Here is an 18310-nt window from a genome sequence, read left to right as displayed (position 1 = left end):
ACCCCGCCCGCCGCCAATACCCAACGCCCACACCGGCACCGGCCACATACAACTCCCCCACCACCCCGACCGGCACGGGGCGCAACCAGCCATCCAGCACAAAAAACGCTGCCCCCGAGATCGGCGAGCCGATCGGCGGCACCCCGGACCCCGCCACCAACGGCGTACTGGCCGCCGCCCACATCGTCGTCTCGGTCGGGCCGTAGGTGTTGATCACCACCCGCCCCGGCGCCCACCGATCCACCACCTCGGCGGGGCAGAGCTCAGAGCCCAACACCAGCGTCACCGATCCCAACCCCTCAGGCGATAGCGCCCCCACCGCAGAGGGGGTCTGGCTTAACACGCTGACCTGTTCGGCGACCAACAGGGCGTGGAAGTCGTCCGGTGAGCGGGTCCCCTCTTCGGGCACCACCACCAGCCGCCCCCCACCCAGCAGCGCACCGAAGATCTCCCACACCGAGGCGTCAAACGCATAGGAATGCCACTGCGACCACACCCCCGCGCGCTCGACGTCGGCGGGCAACGGCTCCAGCAGCTGGGTCACGTTGTGGTGGGTGATGGCCACCCCCTTGGGGACACCGGTGGTGCCCGAGGTGTAGATGAGGTAAGCGATATCCTCGGCGCCCGGGGCCGACAGGCCGGTGTGCGGGTAGGTGTCGATGCGGGGATCCTCGACATCGATGACCCGCAGGTCGAACCCGTCGAGCCGCGACCGCAGGCCCGCCGTGGTGATCGCGGCGACCGGGGCGGCATCGGCGAGCATGAACCCGATCCGGGCCGCCGGCAGAACCGGGTCGATGGGCAGGTAGGTCGCCCCGGTTTTCAGCACCGCCAACATCGCCACGATCCCCTGCGCCGACCGCTCCACCAGCAACCCCACACACGCACCCGGGCCCGCACCGTGGCCGGCCAGCAGGTGCGCCAACCGGTTAGCCGCCTCCTCCAACTCGCGGTAGGTCATCGAGCGGCCCCGGAAGCTGATCGCCACCGCCTCCGGGGTGCGCGCGACCTGCGCGGCAAACAACGCTGGAATCGACACCGCCGCTGGTGCGGGCTGGGTCAGCACCGCGCGGTTGCCGACGGCATCCAGGTGGATGCGTTCCTGCTCGTCGAGCAGGTCGATCGATGACAGCCGCCGAGTGGGGTCGGCGGTCATCGCCACCAACACCTTCTGCAACCGCTCGATCAGCGCCTCGATGATTTCGGCATCGAATACGTCGGTGTCGAATTCGACACGAAGGCCCAGCTCGTGGCCCGGTGCGGCCAGCACCGTCAGCGGGTAGTGGTTGTGTTCGCGGATGGTGAAGTCGGCGATGGCCAACCCGCTGACGCCCCCCAACGCGCTGGTGTCGATCGGGTAGTTTTCGTAGACGAACAAAGTGTCGAACATTTGTTCGTGGCCGGTAATGCGGTGGATCTCGCTCAACGCCAGGTGCTGGTGCTCCAGTGTGTGGGTGTGGGCGCGTTGCAGCTGATCGAGCAGGTTTGCGGTGGTGGTTGCCGCGGTGATGCTTGCACGCACCGGCACCGTGTTGATCAACAGGCCCACCATCGATTCCGCGCCGGGCACCTCGTTTGGCCGCGCTGAGACCGCGGTGCCGAAGGCGACATCATGCTGGCCGGTCAGCTGGAACAGCAGCTGCGCGAAGGCGCCCTGCAGCACGATGTTGACGGTGGTGTGGTGCGAGCGGGCTAGCTCGGTAACAGCCCGCGTGGTTTGCTCAGCCACCCGACGCGATGCAACGCCGCGCCGCCCCAGCCCCAACCGGCGTGGCGGACCCACCAATGTGGGTGCCTCAAAGCCGGCGAACACCTCACGCCAGGCCGCGCAAGCGCCGTCAAGGTCCCGATCGGCCAGCCAGGTCACAAAGCTGCGATACGACCCGGCCGCAGGCAGCCGCTGCCCGTAATAACTGGCAAATATTTCCCGCAGCAGGATGGGCATCGACCAGCCATCCATCACGATGTGGTGATTCGTGAGCACAAACCGGTGCCGATCTGGTGCGGTGCGGATCAACGCCACCCGAAATGCCGGCTGGTCGGCCAGATCGCAGACCTCGGCGCGTTCGGCTGCACACATCCGCTGGACCTGCTCGTCGATATCGACGTCGGGGTCTCCGGTGTCTAGGTCGACATAGCGCCAAGGCGCCACGGGATCGGCCGGAATGATCTGCACCGGCTTGTCGAATTGTGCGCTGAATCGGGCCGCCAGGTTCGGATGCCGGTTCACCACCGTGTGCACCGCGTCACGTAGCCGGTGGGGGTCGAGGGGACCGGTCACTGCGATGTCGAGCTGCACCGCATACACATCCTCGCTGGCCTGCGCGGTGCTGGCATGAAACAGCAGACCCTGCTGCAACGGGGTCAACGGCAAAACGTCAGCTATCCGCATATTGCCGCTCAAGTTCGTGGATCTGCTGCTGGCTCAGCTGGGTAAGCGCGACATCCGACGGCGTCAACCCACCCCCACCACCGCGCACATGCGCGCAGATACCGGCCAGTGCCTCAAACCACAACCGGCTCAACTGGCTGACCTTGGTGTGATCAACCGCCGATGGCGCCCACGTCCAGTTGGCGTGAAGCTGCGGGCCCGTGTCGGTGTCCACGGTGGCGGCGTTAAGCTCCACGGTGTGCGCCAGCGGCATGGGTATGGCCGCGGCCGCGCCGATCAAGGACAGGCCCTCCCAGCTGATCCGCCACAAACCGTCGGAAAGGCCGGTCGCCGCCGCGCCCAGCCGCCCCAGATAGTTAAACCCGATCGGCGGGTCGGGGCCGGCCAGCTCAACCTCGACGTTCAGGTAGCGCAACACCCCGTAGCTCAGGGGATCGGGCAGGGCGCGCAGTTGCTCTTTGGCGTCCTTGACTACCGCCCCCACCGCCGCCTGCCCGGCGGTCACTTGCGCCCAGCCCAGCCCACCGACGGTCAACGACACCGGATATTTGGTGGTGAACCATCCCACCGTGTGTGACAGGTCCACATCGGGGGCCACTTCCTCGTGGCGCCCGTGACCCTCGACGTCGATGCCGATCGGCGCGCCACCGGTACCCAAAAACTCCGCCACCGCCAACCCGAGCGCGATCAGCAAAATGTCTTGCACCCCGGCATGAAACGCCGCGGGCACCTCACCGAGCAGCATCCGGGTGGTCTCGGCATCCAGCGACATCGACAAGTGCCCGGCGGTGGCAAACGTATCCACCGCAGGTTGCACCGCCGGCAGTGCGGCCGTGGTCGCCGCCACCTGCCGCCACGCCTCGGCCTGGGCCACCACCGCCGCTGTGCGTGCGTATTCAGCCAAAAGCGACGCCCACCGAGCAAACGACGTTCCGACTGTCGGCAGGGCTATCGGCTGCCCGCTGTGATGCTGGGCCCAGGCGATGTTGAGATCCTCGAGCAAGATGCGCCACGACACCGTGTCGACGGCCAGATGGTGAATGATCAACGCCAGCTGACCACTGTCGGCCACCCATAGCGCGCTGAGCATCACCCCGGCGGCCGGGTCCAACCGCGACTGAGCCGTTACCAGCGCCGCCTCGGACAACGCGTCCACCGCGTCGAGGCACCGGCGCGCTTGCACCGAGCCGGCCTCGGACACCGTCAACAACCACTCCCTGGCGCCGTCCCCAATGCCTGGGTCGGCGCGCAGCCGCAACATGGCATGCCGATCCAGCAAGGCCTGCAAAACCACCACCACGTCGGCCTCACTGACCCCGTCGGGGGCCTGCACCACCATTGTCTGGTTGAACTGCTCAACCGGGCCGGCCACACCTGCCAACCAGCACATGATCGGGGTAGCCACCACCGGCCCGACACCCTCATCCACCGGCCCGCCCCCACCATCGACCACCCCGGCCACCCGAGCCAGCCGCGCCACGGTCTGCTCAACGAAAACATCACGCGGCCTCAACAACAAGCCGGCCACCCGAGCCAGCGCCACCACCTGCATCGACAAAATGCTGTCCCCGCCCAACTCGAAAAACGAGTCATCAACCCCAACCCGCCCCACATCCAGCACCCGGGCGTAGATGCCGGCCAAGACCTCCTCGACCGCGCTGGCCGGGGCGCGATACCGATCAACACCTTGGTATTCGGGTGTCGGCAGGGCGCGGGTGTCGAGTTTGCCGTTGACCGTCAGCGGCAGCGCCGCAAGCACCACCACCGCCGCCGGAACCATGTAGCGCGGGAGCCGCTCGGCCAGCGCAGCGCGCAGCGCGGCCGTCTCCACCGTCCCGGCGGCCGACTCGGTGACATAACCCACCAGGCGCTTATCCCCGGGGCGGTCCTCGCGGGCGATCACCACCGCCTGCCTCACCCCCACCAGCCCACTTAATGCTGCCTGGACTTCACCGAGTTCGATGCGATACCCGCGGATCTTGACCTGCTCATCGGCGCGCCCCACATAGCGCAGCTGCCCATCAGCACCCCAACACACCAAATCCCCACTGCGATACATGCGCGCCCCGGGTCCGCCGAACGGACACGCGACAAACCGCGAGGCGGTCAATCCGGCCCGCCGCCAATACCCACACCCCACACCGGAACCGGCCACATACAACTCACCGACCACCCCCGCCGGCACCGGGCGCAACCAGCCATCCAGCACAAGCAACGCCGCCCCCGACACCGGCGAGCCGATCGGCGGCATACCCGACCCCGGCACCAACGGCGCACTCACCGCCGCATACACCGTGGTCTCGGTCGGGCCGTAGGCGTTGATCATCACCCGCCCCGGCGCCCACCGATCCACCACCTCGGCCGGACATACCTCACCGGCCACCAGCAACGCCACCGACTCCAAACCCGAAGGGGACAGCATGCCCAGCGCAGACGGGGTCTGACTTAACACCCTGACCCGTTCAGCGACCAGCAACGCGTGAAAGTCGTCCGGTGAGCCCGCCACCTCTTCGGGCACCACCACCAGCCGCCCGCCGTGCAGCAGCGCACCGAAGATCTCCTGGACCGAGACGTCGAAGGCCAAGGAGTGCCACTGCGACCACGCCCCCGCCGCGGGCAGCGGTGCATGCAGTGACTCCAGCAGCTGGGTCACGTTGTAGTGGGTGACGGCCACTCCCTTGGGGACCCCGGTGGTGCCCGAGGTGTAGATGAGGTAAGCGATATCCTCGGCGGCCGGCCCCGGCAGGCCCGTGCCCGGGCAGGCCTGGATGCGGGAGTCGTCGACATCGATGACAAGAAGGTCGCACCCGTCTAGCCGCGAGCGCAGCCGGTTGGTGGTGATCGCGGCGACCGGGGCGGCATCGGCGAGCATGAACCCGATCCGGGCCGCCGGTAACCCCGCATCGATGGGCAGATAAGCCGCCCCGGTTTTGAGCACCGCCAGAATCGCCACGATCGCCTGCGCCGACCGCTCCAACAGCAGCCCCACGCACTGCCCCGGGCCCGCACCCTGGCCGGCCAACAGGTGCGCCAGCCGGTTGGCCGCCTCCTCCAACTCGCGGTAGGTCATCGAGCGGCCCTCAAAGGTCACCGCCACCGCACCCGGGGTGCGCGCCACCTGCGCGGCGAACAGCACCGGAATCGAAACCAAGGGCGCCGGGGCCCGCCCCGTCAACACCGCCCGATTACCCCACCCATCCAGACGGGCATGCTCGGGCGCGTCCAGCACATCGATCGACGACAGCCGCCGGGTCGGGTCGGACGTCATCGCCATCACAAGACTTTGCAACCGTCTCGCTAACTCAGCGACTCCGAAAACAGATAGTGGCCCGCGGCCTTCGGTGCTCAAAAAAAGCCGGCCGCCGGCCCTGGCAAAGACGAAGTTAAAACGCCCCGAAACGGCACGGCTGCTGTACGCCGCCGATACCGTAGCATTGTGAAACGGTGCAGGAGTCGTGAACGGAATAAAATTAATCCACGCCCGGTTTTGCGCCTGCGCGGTAGCGCGAAGACCGGCGCTTCCCTCCAAAGCATGCACCGGAAACCTCTGATGGCGTATCGCTTGTCGTACCCGCTGATCAACGTGCTCCCAAAAACCGGCAACGCTAGATTCCGGCGACGCCTGCAACACCAGCGGTACCCAGCCGGCGACCATTCCAGCAAACGTATGCGATTCCGGACGTACCCGTCTGCTGACCGGAAAGTCGATCACTATCTCCGAGCCGGCCGCATACCAGCTGTGAATTAAAAGCGCGCACGCCGCCGTGATGAGCGACTGTTGACTGACGCCCAACCTGCAAGACACCTCTTGGATCCGCGCCACGACGACAGGATCCAGTTGCACCGGCAAAGAAGCCGTCCACACCTGTTGGGAGGAAGCCGGTGGCAACAATGAAGACGAAGCGATCTCCTGGGGCAGGTTGTCAGTCCAGTAACCCCGATCCTGCACGTAGTCGTCGGATGCCTCATAGTCTTGTTCGCAGTCCACCATGTCCTGCAACGAACCAAAAAGCGCGGGCGGGATAGAAGCGCCGCGAACAACAGCGGAATAGACAGTTGCGATCCGATTAATAAGGAGCCCCATGCTATATCCGTCCATCACGATGTGATGGCCGCATAAAAACAAATAGAATTCATCGACCTGTGTCCGCATGAACGCGAATTTTAACAATGGGCCAGTCAACAGCATCGGCGTCTTTTGTATTTCCGATGCAAGTCGATGGGCTTCCTGCACCGGATGCTGTTCGTGGCGAAGATCGTGAAATTCCGTCTCGACGGTCGGGTAATCCATCACTTGCTGAACAACTTGACCGTCCTCCTGGAAAATAGCGACCCGCATCGGTTCGGCATCTTGCATGGCTCGCCGGATCGCTACGTTGAGCACACCGGCATCGACCATGCCCTCGATGACCACGAACAGGCCGGGCTGCCACTCCGCATCCATGGTGCTCGTTTCGTGAGCAAACCAAACATCGCGCTGCGGCCGTGTCAGCGGTAAACGTCGACCCGCCGGCATCGGGTCCTGTGGGGCGCTCCCGGCGGTTTCGATTGATTGGTACTTGGGTCGTGCCGCTGCGGCAGTGAGCAGACCGGTGAGGTGCGCGGCCAGCGCGGCGGGAGTGGTCTGGTCCAAGACCGAGGTGGCCGGCAGGGCCAGCCCGGTTTGCGCCGACAAGCTGTTGCGCAGTTCTAGGGCGGTCAACGAATCAATACCGAGGTCTTTAAACGGCCGGTCGGGATCGAGGGCACCCGGATCGGGGTGGGCCAACACGGTGGCGGTGGTGCTGGTGACCAGGGCGGTCAACGTGGCGTGTTGTTGTTCGGGCGTCAGTCCGGCCAGCCGGGCGGTCAGGGTGCCGGGGCCGGCGCTGGCGGCGTGGCGAAGGGTGGTGGTCAGCGCGGACAGGATCGCGGGCAACGCATTGGTGCGTGCCAGCTGGGCCAACGCCGGCGCGCTGATCGGGGCCGTGACCAGGGCGGGCTGCTGGCAAGTCAGCGCGGCATCGAAGAGGGCCAGGCCACCGCTGGTGGTGATCGGGGTCATACCGGTGCGGGTGAAGCGGGCCCGCTCGATCGAGCCCACCTCCGCCGTCATCGCTGAGGCGGCCTGCCAATAGCCCCAGGCCAAACTGGTGGCCGGGAGCTGATGGTGGTGACGCAGCTGAGCCAGCGCGTCCAGGAAAGCGTTAGCGGCGGCGTAGTTGGCTTGACCGGGCCCACCCAGAACTCCCGCGGCCGAGGAGAACACGATAAACGCATCCAAGTCCAGCTCGGCGGTCAGGCGGTGCAGATGCCAAGCGCTGTCGGCTTTAGCGGCCAACACCGCATCCAGTTGCGCACCGGTCATGTCGCTGACCAGGGCGTCATCGAGCACCGCGGCGGTATGGATGACCGCACGCAGCCGATGCCCGGCCGGGATAGCCGCCAGCAACGCGCTGACCTCGGCGGGATCGGTCACATCACAAGCGGCGATGCTGACCTGGGCGCCCAGTTGGGTCAGCCGCTGCTGCAATTCGCCCGCACCCGACGCCCCCGGCCCGCGCCGTGAGACCAACAGCAGATGACCCACCCCGTAGTGGGTGATCAGATGCTCGGCGAAAACCCCACCCAGCATCCCGGTGCCCCCGGTGATCAACACCGTCGCGTCGGGGTCGAACACCGTCGGCGGGATCAGCACGATTTTTCCGGTATGCCGCGCTTGGCTCATCTGCCGGAAAGCCCGACCAGCCTGCACCAGCCCGTAGCTGGTGGTGGGCAGCGGCCGCAAAACCCCGGCGGCAAACAGCCCGCTCAGCGCGCTCCACGCCCGCTGCAGCTGCTCCGGGGTCACACTACCCAGGTCGTAGGCGTGATAGGCCACCCCGGGATGAGCCGCAGCGATCTGGCCGGTATCACGGATGTCGGTTTTGCCGATCTCAACAAAACACCCACCCCGGGCTAACAGCTCCAGCGAAGCATCGACAACGTCCCCGGCCAGACTGTTGAGCACCACATCCACGCCGCGCCCGCGGGTTTCACGGCGGAAAGCCTCCAAAAAGCCCAGGCTGCGTGAGGACGCCAGATGCGAGTCAGCCACGCCCAGCTTGTGCAGCACATGATGTTTGCTGGGATGTGCGGTAGCGAAAACCTCAGCACCCAGATGAGCCGCGATCTGGATAGCGGCCTGCCCCACCCCCCCAGCACCGGCATGAATCAGCACCCGCTGCCCGGCACCCAGCCCACCGATCTCGACCAAACCCAGATACGCCGTCAAAAACGCCACCGGCACCGAAGCGGCCTGAGCGAACGACCATCCCGGCGGGATCCCCACCACCATCCGCTGCTCGGTAATCGCGGTCGGCGCAAACGCATTGTGCGGGAACAACCCCATCACCGCATCGCCAGGCTTAACCGCCGTCACCCCGGGCGCGGTCTCGATGACCACCCCCGCTGCCTCCCTACCCAGCCCATCCTCAGCGATCACACCCAACGCCACCACCACATCACGGAAATTCAGCCCCGCGGCGCGAACAGCGACCCGGATCTGCCCAGCAGCCAACCCGGTCACCGGATCCGTCGCCACCAAGGCCAGACTGGCTAAATCCCCCCGACGGGTGCTGGCGAGCTGCCAGGCGGGGCTGTGCGGCGGTATCAGCGCCGAGGTTCGGACCACGCGGGGAACATGGGCCACCCCGCGGCGCACAGCCAGCTGAGGCTCGGCATTTGGGCGCTGGGACAACACCGCCAACAAGACGTCGCTGGAGGCGGCGCTGTCATCGATGTCCACCAGCGTGATACGGCCCGGATGCTCATTTTGGGCGCTATGGACCAACGCCCACAGCGCGGCATGAGCCAAATCAGGGGCTTCGTCATAAACGCTGTCATAGACGCTGACCCGCACCGCCTGACGAGTCAGGATCACCAACGGCGTACTCACGGTGTCAGCACGTGCCAGCCAAACCTGCAACCCAGCCAAGGCGCTGCGGGTCAGCGAATGCACCCGAGGCAGCACCTGGGCGTCACTGGGCGGATCAGACAACGCCAACACCCACACCACCCCATCGGCCTGACCCAGATCGGGGTGGGCCACATCGGCATAGACCCGGTGGTGGTGCAGCCCGGCCGGCAGCCGATCACGCTCATCGCCAAGCACCACCCACCCCGGCGCGACGGGCGGGTCAGGCGGCGGCGCGAAGGTGTTCTCCGGAAACCTCAGCCAGGACAGCTCCAGCAAGTCCCCGCCTGGCCCGCCTGTCGCGGCGGGCTCGGCTATCGGATTGGGCAACCCACGAACACTCAGCGAATCGATGCTGATCACCGCGGCCCCCGCCGGATCAACCGCCTGCAGCCGGTAACGATCCACGCCGGTGCGCACGAGTTGCACATACAACCGGGTGGCCGCCGTCGCAAACAACCTCACCCCGGTAAACGAGACCGGCACCCGCAACGTCGCAGGTTCGGCATCCACACCGGTGCGGTCAAACACCGCCAACGGCTGCAACGCGGCATCCAGCAACGCCGGGTGGATCCCGTAGCCGTCGATGTCGGTGCCGGCGGGCAGTTCCACCTCGGCGCACACCACATCCGGGAGGGCAGGGTCATAACCGACACCGCGCAGCGATCGAAACAGTCCGCCGCAGTCCAAACCGTGAACAGCCAACCGCTCATAGAAACCGTCGGTGTCGATCGCCTCCACAGCAGCCCGCGGCAGCGCTGCCGGCGGCAAGGGCTGCTGCGCGCTTAACACACCGCCGGCGTGCAACGTCCACCCCGACGGACCCCGCTGCCCACTGCCTCGGGAGTGCACGTCAAAAGCCCGCCGCCCATCAGGATCAGCGGGCTGGACCAGGATTTGCACATCCGTGGGCGCGTGCTCAGAAAGCCGCAGCGCGGTATGCACCACCAACTCCTCGATGACCGCACACCCGGCCAACACGCCGGCGGCCAACACCACATCGATCAACCCGGCCGCTGGGAACTGCACACCGTTATTGACCCGGTGGCCGGTCAGCCAGCCCTGCGTGCTGCACGACAACCTTCCGCTGATCATGACCTGGTTTTGACCGGGCAGCTCGGTGACCGCGCCCAACAACGGATGCTCGACAGCACCCAACCCCGCAGCGCTAACATCGACAGCCGGGGCGGGGGCCAGCCAATAGCGACGACGCTCAAACGGATAAGTCGGCAAACCCACAGCGTTGGCGTGCGGGTAAAGACGCCTCCAGGACGGGCTATGCCCGTGAATGTGCAACGCGGCCAACGCCGCGGTAAGACTGTCCACATCAGGCCGGTCACGGTGCAACGTGGTGATCACCACCGAGCAGGCCCGCCCGCCCACACCAGCCAGTGTGTCGCTGATCGCCGGAGCCAATACCGGATGCGCCGACAGCTCGACAAACGTGTGCTCACCGTGGCCGAGCAGCGCTACCACACTGTCATGGAAACGGACCGGCTCACGCAGGTTGGCATACCAGTAGTCGGCGTTCATGGTGGTGGTGTCCAAAGGCTCACCCGATAGAACGCTTTGCACGGTGGAATACAGCGGTCTACGTGCGGGCTGTGGCGCCAGGTCGGCCAGCTCATGCAGGAGTTGTTCACGCAGCGCTTCAACCTGAGTTGAGTGAGACGCGTAATTCACCGCGATAGAGCGGACCTGGATACCGTCACCATTACAGGCGTCAATGAACCCCGCCACGGCGTCAGCATCACCGCTCACCACAGCGTGTTCGGGGCCGTTGACCGCGGCAATACTTACCGCGCCGCCGCAGCGGTGCAACCGCGATCGCAGCTGCTCTACGGGTAGCAGCACCGACGCCATCGCCCCAGCACCGGCCAAACGCGTCAGCGCACGACTACGCACGGCCACCAACTGAGCGGCTTGTTCCAGCGAAAGCGCTCCAGCCACATACGCGGCAGCGATCTCACCCTGCGAATGCCCAACCACCGCATCGGGCACAATCCCATAGCTCTCAAGCACTTCGGCGAGCGCGACCATCACCGCAAACAGCACCGGCTGGACCACATCCACCCGCTCCAAGGAGGCAGCTTCGGGGTGCTGGCAGATGACATCACGCACCGACCAGCCGGTCCACGGTTGCAGCGCCCGATCACACTCATCCAGAGCACGGGCAAACACGCGGTGCTGGTGGTAGAGCCCGGCGGCCATGACCGGGTACTGACCGCCTTGGCCCGGGAATACGAACACTATTTTGCCGGCCTGCAAAAGCAGATGATGCCGGATCAAGCCCGGATGAGGTCGCTGGGCACGCAGCGCGGCCAGAGCCTCCAACAGATCCGCGCGCGGGTCGACGCCAGCGACGCTGATCACGCCCCGGTGCGGATGATGACTGCGGGTGGTGGCCAGACTGTAGGCCAGATCAGTGAGATCCAGATCCGGGTGCGCGCACAGATGCTGATACAGCCGATCGGCCTGAGCGCTCAGGGCGCTAGCGCTACGCGCCGAGACCGGCCAAAACCGCAGCACCGATTCCTCTAACGGACTACCCACGGCAACCGGCGCTACCGCCGGTCGCGGGGGGGCCTCCTGCAAGATCAGATGCGCGTTGGTGCCCGAAATGCCGAAACTGGATACCCCCGCACGACGCACGTGCGCCCGATCGTGTGGCCAGGGCTGAGACTGCTGCAGAAGGGAAAGCCCGCTGGCGTCCCAGTCGATGTGCTCGCTGGGCGTCTGCGCATGAAGAGTTTTCGGCAAGCGCTCGTGTTGCAGAGCCAGGACCATTTTGATCAAGCCCAACACCCCGGCGGCGGCCTGAGCGTGACCGATGTTCGATTTCGACGAACCCAGCCACAACGGACGCTCAGCGTCGCGGGTCGGCCCGAACACCTGCGCGAGCGCGCCGGCCTCGACCGGATCCCCTAACGCGGTGCCGGTGCCGTGGGCCTCGACCGCGTCGATATGGTCGGGTGTCAATCCGCTGGCCTGCAGGGCTGCGCGGATGACGCGCTGCTGGCTGGATCCGTTGGGTGCGGTCAACCCCAAACTTCGCCCGTCCTGGTTGACCGCTGAACCACGGATCGACGCCAACACCCGATCCCCGTCACGCTGGGCATCGCTGAGCCGTTTGAGCACCACCAGCCCGACGCCTTCTGACCAACCCGCCCCATCAGCAGCAGCCGAAAACGCTTTACACCGCCCATCAGGTGCCAACCCCCGAAGCCGGCTGAACTCCACAAACGTTGCTGGGGTGCACATCACCTGCACACCCCCGGCCAACGCGAGATCACACTCGCCCTGACGCAACGCCGACGCCGCTAGATGCACGGCCACCAGCGACGACGAACAAGCCGTATCCACAGTCATGGCCGGACCCTGCAAACCCAACGCATACGACACCCGCCCCGAGACCACACTGATGGTCCGCCCGGTGATGCGGTAGCCGTCCAAGTCCCGCAACGAAGAACCGTCCAGGCCGTAATCGCTTGACTGTGCGCCCAGATACACCCCGGTGACCGATCCCTCCAGCCGATCCGGGGGCAGGCCGGCACGCTCCAACGCCTCCCAGGCCAGCTCCAACACCAACCGCTGCTGGGGATCCATCGCGGTAGCCTCACGCGCTGAGATGCCGAAAAACTGCGCGTCAAAACACTCCACATCAGACAAGAAACCGCCCTCACGGGCGTAGGTCTTGCCCACCGCGTCAGGATCAGGATCATAAAGACCCCCAACATCCCAACGCTGGGGAAACCCGCCAATACCATCACGACCCCGATCGAGTAGGACCCAAAAACCCTCGGGATCTGTTATCCCGCCCGGTGTGCGACACGCCATCGAGACGATCGCGATCGGCTCCTCAGCATCGACGGTTTCGGTACGGCAGTAGCGAGCCACCGTGGTTTGGGCATGACTTATGGTGTGCTCGACCATCTCGAAGCCCAGATAGCTGCCCACCAGCACGATCCCGCGTTGACCCTGGGCACGTTGCAGCCCATCAACCACACCGCCGTCCCAATCCGCAGGACTCAAACGCGGAGAACAACCCCAGTGCTCGCGGCGAATGACGCGCTCGAACCGTCCACCCAGCGCGGCCGTCAACCCACGAATGGCATCGATGGACACCGCGTCGTCGTCGTCGATGCCGTATTGGCCGACCAGAAAGCGGTCCCCACCCAAGCCCACTAACTGCAGCGGCCGCCCATTTGTGGCCAGCTCGGATTCGGCCAGCACCCCATACCCGTCGGGCACATCCAGCCCTTGCGCCTCAAAGAGCGTGACGATGTAGTCATAGCCGGTGAAGCGGTCCAAGAGAACACCCCGCTCATCGTCGTCGGGTAGCAGCCGACGGGCCTCCCAAGGCGGGCAGGCCAGCACCACCTGATCGAAACGACTAACCTCATCGTCGGTTTCCACCACCACGGCACCATCGATGGGGTCCAGCACGCGCACCGGACACGACGCACGCCAGCGCAGCCGCCCGGTCTCGCGCAGACGTTGCAGCTCAGCGCTCCACAGCCGCTGATTGCCCCCCTCAACACACAACCCAACCAGCCCCGCCTGGCCTCCTTCCACGACACCGTCGGTTAGCGACGCCAACGCCACCAGATAGGCAACCGGTGTGCTGTCATCAAGGGGGCCGTAGCCACAACCGGTCCACCAATGCCGCCACACCAGCGGAGCCGCAGGCAAGCCCTGGATGCCACACCAGGTAGCGATCCCGCACCCCAGCTCCGGGTGGGCGCTCAACTCCGCCAGCGTGCTCGGACCCTCGATCCCGGCCGCGGCCAACACACGACGACTCCAATTGGCGGCCGCACGCAACTCAGCATCAAGATCAAGCTCCTGATAACCGCCGTGGGTTCGGAACTCGGTAAGACCCCGGAGCGAGGGAACCATTGCTAGCCCCAAACGCTCCGCAATGCGCAGACTGCGCCGGCATTTCGAATTGAAACCGGCCTGGCCCAACTCCACCACACGCCCCCGCGTATCGGTGTGCGATAACACCTTGCCGCCAACACGGTCGCTGGCCTCAAACAACACCACCTCGCGCGCACCCTGCTCGATCAGCTGCGACGCCGCCGCAACCCCAGCACACCCCGCCCCGATCACCGCATAACGCCGCCCACCCACCGGCTGCGGCGGGCCAACCCGCCCACCACCACCGGCAGCGAGCATCCTGGCCAACCCCGAAACCGTGGGATGGTCAAAAACCTCCACCGCAAACACCTCACGGCCCACCACCCGGGTCAGCCGTGCGGCCAGCTCGCTGATCCCGACCGAGCTAAGCCCCTGATCCCCCAACGGCTGGGCAACCTCGACAAGGCCAACACGGACCCCCAGGACCGCAGCCACCTGTTCACGCACCGCGACAAGCAGCTCCTCGGCCCGGCGCGCCTCGCCGCCTCCAACCGACACGTCCGACCGGCCAGCAGCCTCCTGCGAATCCGCTTGGGGCGCGTGCACCGGCACGGCGCTGCCGAGTTCTTCGCCCGTGCAACGATCCACCAACAACGCCTGGGCTTCTAGACTGCCATCAAGTAAGCGGGTGCGGCATCGGGAACGCTGCACCTTGCCGCTGGTGGTCTTGCTCACACTGCCCGGCGGCCCCAACACCACCACCGCACACCGCAACTGGTGGTCTTTCAACGCCACCGCCCGCACTGCCTCAACCACGCCCGACAACACCTGCGGTGAAGCATCTGGGGGCACCTCCACCAGGACCGCCACCGCTTCGCTGGTACCTTCCTCGATACCGAAGGCCGCGATCCCACCCGGCCTGATCGCGCGATGGCAATCACGCAGGCTGTCTTCGATATCTTGTGGATGGATGTTGCGACCCGCCACAATCAGCAGATCCTTGATACGCCCGCACACATACAGCTCACCCTCGCGCAGGAATCCCAGATCCCCGGTCCGCAGATAGCCGCGGCCACCGTCCACCCCAGCCAAGCGAGCTTGGAAGGTAGCTCGGCTGGCCTCCGGGGCCCCCCAATAGCCGGCGGCCTTACTGGGCGAGTCCACCCAGATCTCCCCGACCTGCCCATCACCCAATTCCACACAGCGCTCAGGGTCCACGATGCGCACATCCACGTCATCGGTCGGCTTGCCGCAGCCCATCAACACCTGCGAATCAGGATCATCGGCAGCAACCACCAGCCGCTGCGTTTCCAGCTGGCAGCGATCCACCCGCAGGCTCGAGCGCCCGAACACGGTCACGCCGATGGTGTGTTCGGCAAGCCCGTAGGAAGGGCAGTAAGCCTGCCGGCGCACCCCGGCAATGGCGAAAGCCTCAAAAAAGCGGCGGGTGGTGTCCTCACGCACCGGTTCGGCAGCGCTCATCACCATCTGCAGCGAGCTCAGATCCCATCCTGCCCGCTGTTGGGGGGTGGTTTTGCGCACCGCCAACTCGTAAGCGAAGTTGGGGGCCGCGGTATGGGTGGCGCGCACCCGGTGCATGACCTCAAACCAGAGCGCGGGCCGCTGCAGAAAGCTCAGCGGTGACATCATGGCCAGCTCACCATTGCCGTACAAAGCGCTCAAAATGGCGCCAATGAGCCCCAAATCGTGGTACTGCGGCAACCAGACGACGCTTCGACTGTCAAGGCTGAACCGCAAGCGTCGGCGGTTGAAATCGAGCTGATGCGCCAGGTTGCCATGAGTGACGATGACACCTTTGGGATCCCCGGTCGAACCCGAGGTGTACTGCAGAAAAGCCGGCGTAGCCGGGCCGGGGGCCCAATCCGGCGTCGGTTCGGGAAAAGAGCCCAAACGTAAGCGGCCACCGACTCGCCGCGAAGTCACGTGCCAGGAAAGATCGGCGGGCCACTCAACCGGGTTTGCGGTCACCAACGATTTGGCCGCGCCCAACCGGCGAGCATGGGCATAGCGCCGACTCGTCAGCACCGCTTTGGCGCCACAGGCAGCCACTACCCGCCGAAAGCCATCGACAGACTTTTGCGGGTTGAACGGATCCGGCGGATACACCGGCACCGCAATCACTCCCGCAGCCATGCACCCCAGCAAGCTGCGCACGAAGTCCAAACCAGGCGGATACACCAGCAACGCCCGATCACCAGGCGTCAGACCGCAACGCTGCCATAAGAACTCGGCGACCTCACCCATCTCGGTCACCACACCTGCGCGGCTCACCGACTCAGTCACACGACCTTGACCATTCACAAAGGAGATGGCCGCGGCGTCGGGGATCTGCGCCCCCAGTTGCCGAACCCGCTCGACTAGCAATGACATGACTGCCCCCCGCAGTGAGGTGTTTCTGACTTAACCGCAGAGATGCCGCGCAAAATTATCCAATGCAGGTCTATTCGGTGGAGGTTGGTGCTGGTTCGGCGATGGCAGTCGAGGCGGCGTAGCCGAGCGCGGTCGAGATCGACGAGACCTCATCGGCGGCAGCAGGCAGCACGGAAAGGGTCGGTGCCGCCGCCGTCAGGTGCGCGGCGTTGAGCGTCGAACCAATAGCCGAGAAATCCGTTGCCGCCTGGTCCATCAGATCCGGCACCGCGATCACAGCAGACATCACGGTCCTCCTTACTGGTCCTCATCGACTCATCGGTAGGGCAAGAATCATTGCGGAAACCTGTCACGTCCACTAGGGCCTTTCGCCCCCGATCCGAGCCACCCGTTGGCGTGGGTGTGGGCAGGAATCACATTCGGGCAGAACAAACAACGGCTGCCGATTTCGCATGCGAGCCACAAGACCAGCCAGCGGTGTCGTGATCTACCTGACCAGCCGCAGATGCCGTTCCTGGCCCCCGGAATCGTTCTGGCCGAGCAGGATTCGAACTTGCAAGCGACGTGCCTCACCAAGTTTGAGCGCGTGGTGGGTGGTGGTGCCTCACCGAATTTTGAGCGCGTGGCCCGGAAGGCTTGCCCGATATGGAGGGCGAGATCGACATGGCTGCGAGACGGCAGGTAACTACCGGGGCTGCGGACCCAGTACCGCAAGGCATCGAAGTCGGACAAGAGTAAAACTCTGGATCGGGTGGTGGCCACCACGGGGATGGGCCGCTCGACGGCCCGGCGGATGCTGACCGGCCGGAAACTGCCGGACCCGGCCGAGCAGGTCGACGGGCGCACGCTGCGGCCGCGGAGCTTCAGCGACGACGCCAGTGCGCTGCTGGAATACGTGTGGGTGTTGATGGGCATGCCGTGTGGCAAGTACCTGGTGGTCATGGTGGGCCTCTGGCTGCCACTGCCGGCCGATGCCGGTGATGTTGACAAGCCGTTCGTCACCGAGGCGGCATCAGCTGAGCTCAAGGCGATGAGCGCGGCCACCGTGGACCGCTACCTCAAACCGGTCCGGGGCAGGATGCGCATCAAGGGCATCTCGACAACCAAACCGTCACCGCTGCTGCGGAACTCGATCACCACCCGCACCCGGATCGACCTTCAACTGCTTGGCCACGTAAGTCACCGCCGCAGCTGGAAAATCATCGCTTCCGGGAAGCGTGCCTCAATCTCGAAGTACTTCAGCACCAAGGCGAAGCCAAGACGCGTCACGCCGGTCTTGTTGCCTACCAGCTGCCGGTCATCGCCGATCAACGTTCACGACGCGATCAAATCCTCCGTCGACCACTCCCAGTGCACGAGCCCGAACTGTAAGACAGCAACGCCATCCCCGCCCGACGAATGACGCCATTACGCTACTTTGCACTTCAGGACAGCTTCGGGAGTTCAGGGCCAACTTGCTGTGGGCCGTTCGCTTTCCGGATACATGTAGGTCCCATGGCCTTCGCGGACGAGGTCATCGTCGAAAATCAACACTTCGTTGGCGAGTCGGTCGCGCTGATTTCGGTAGTTGACGACCATCGTCCCGACCCCCACATAAACGGCCTGCGTGTGATCACCTGAGTTGGCCCCAGTTGGGTCGGTTTTCTTCATGAATTTTGGCTCCATCTGGGGCGGTGATCCGCTGCGCGGTGGGGTCAGCGTGTCGTCACGAATATTGGGCCCCACCCGGGATG

General features: G+C 65.4%; 1 protein-coding gene and 4 pseudogenes. 1 reads left to right on the top strand and 4 read right to left on the bottom strand.

All coding sequences use genetic code 11. From position 1 onward, the window contains the following. The 3 genes and pseudogenes from EET03_RS28115 to EET03_RS28070 all read right to left on the bottom strand — a co-directional run. Positions 1-6908 (bottom strand): annotated as a pseudogene (locus EET03_RS28115) (amino acid adenylation domain-containing protein); the annotation flags it as partial. A 90-nt stretch (positions 6909-6998) separates the two neighbouring features. After that, a pseudogene (locus EET03_RS32135) lies at positions 6999-16577 on the bottom strand (SDR family NAD(P)-dependent oxidoreductase); the annotation flags it as partial. A gap of 70 nt (positions 16578-16647) precedes the next feature. After that, positions 16648-16863, bottom strand: coding sequence for a PE family protein (locus EET03_RS28070; RefSeq protein ID WP_082274883.1), 216 nt, complete (start codon positions 16861-16863; stop codon positions 16648-16650). 483 nt (positions 16864-17346) lie between these two features. Between EET03_RS28070 and EET03_RS28065 the strand changes: the two are divergent. Continuing rightward, positions 17347-17631 (top strand): annotated as a pseudogene (locus EET03_RS28065) (integrase catalytic domain-containing protein); the annotation flags it as partial. A gap of 389 nt (positions 17632-18020) precedes the next feature. Here EET03_RS28065 and EET03_RS28060 read toward each other — a convergent pair. Then, a pseudogene (locus tag EET03_RS28060) lies at positions 18021-18310 on the bottom strand (hypothetical protein); the annotation flags it as partial.

It is taken from the genome of Mycobacterium innocens, from assembly GCF_900566055.1.
Taxonomy (GTDB): domain Bacteria; phylum Actinomycetota; class Actinomycetes; order Mycobacteriales; family Mycobacteriaceae; genus Mycobacterium; species Mycobacterium innocens.
Note: the sequence above shows the minus strand (reverse complement) of the source record. Positions and strands in the feature narration are given on the sequence as shown.

What these genes read in the sequence shown, in the direction of transcription:
- EET03_RS28070 (WP_082274883.1), bottom strand. Translation starts at nt 16,863, where the DNA reads ATGTCTGCTGTGATCGCGGTGCCGGATCTGATGGACCAGGCGGCAACG.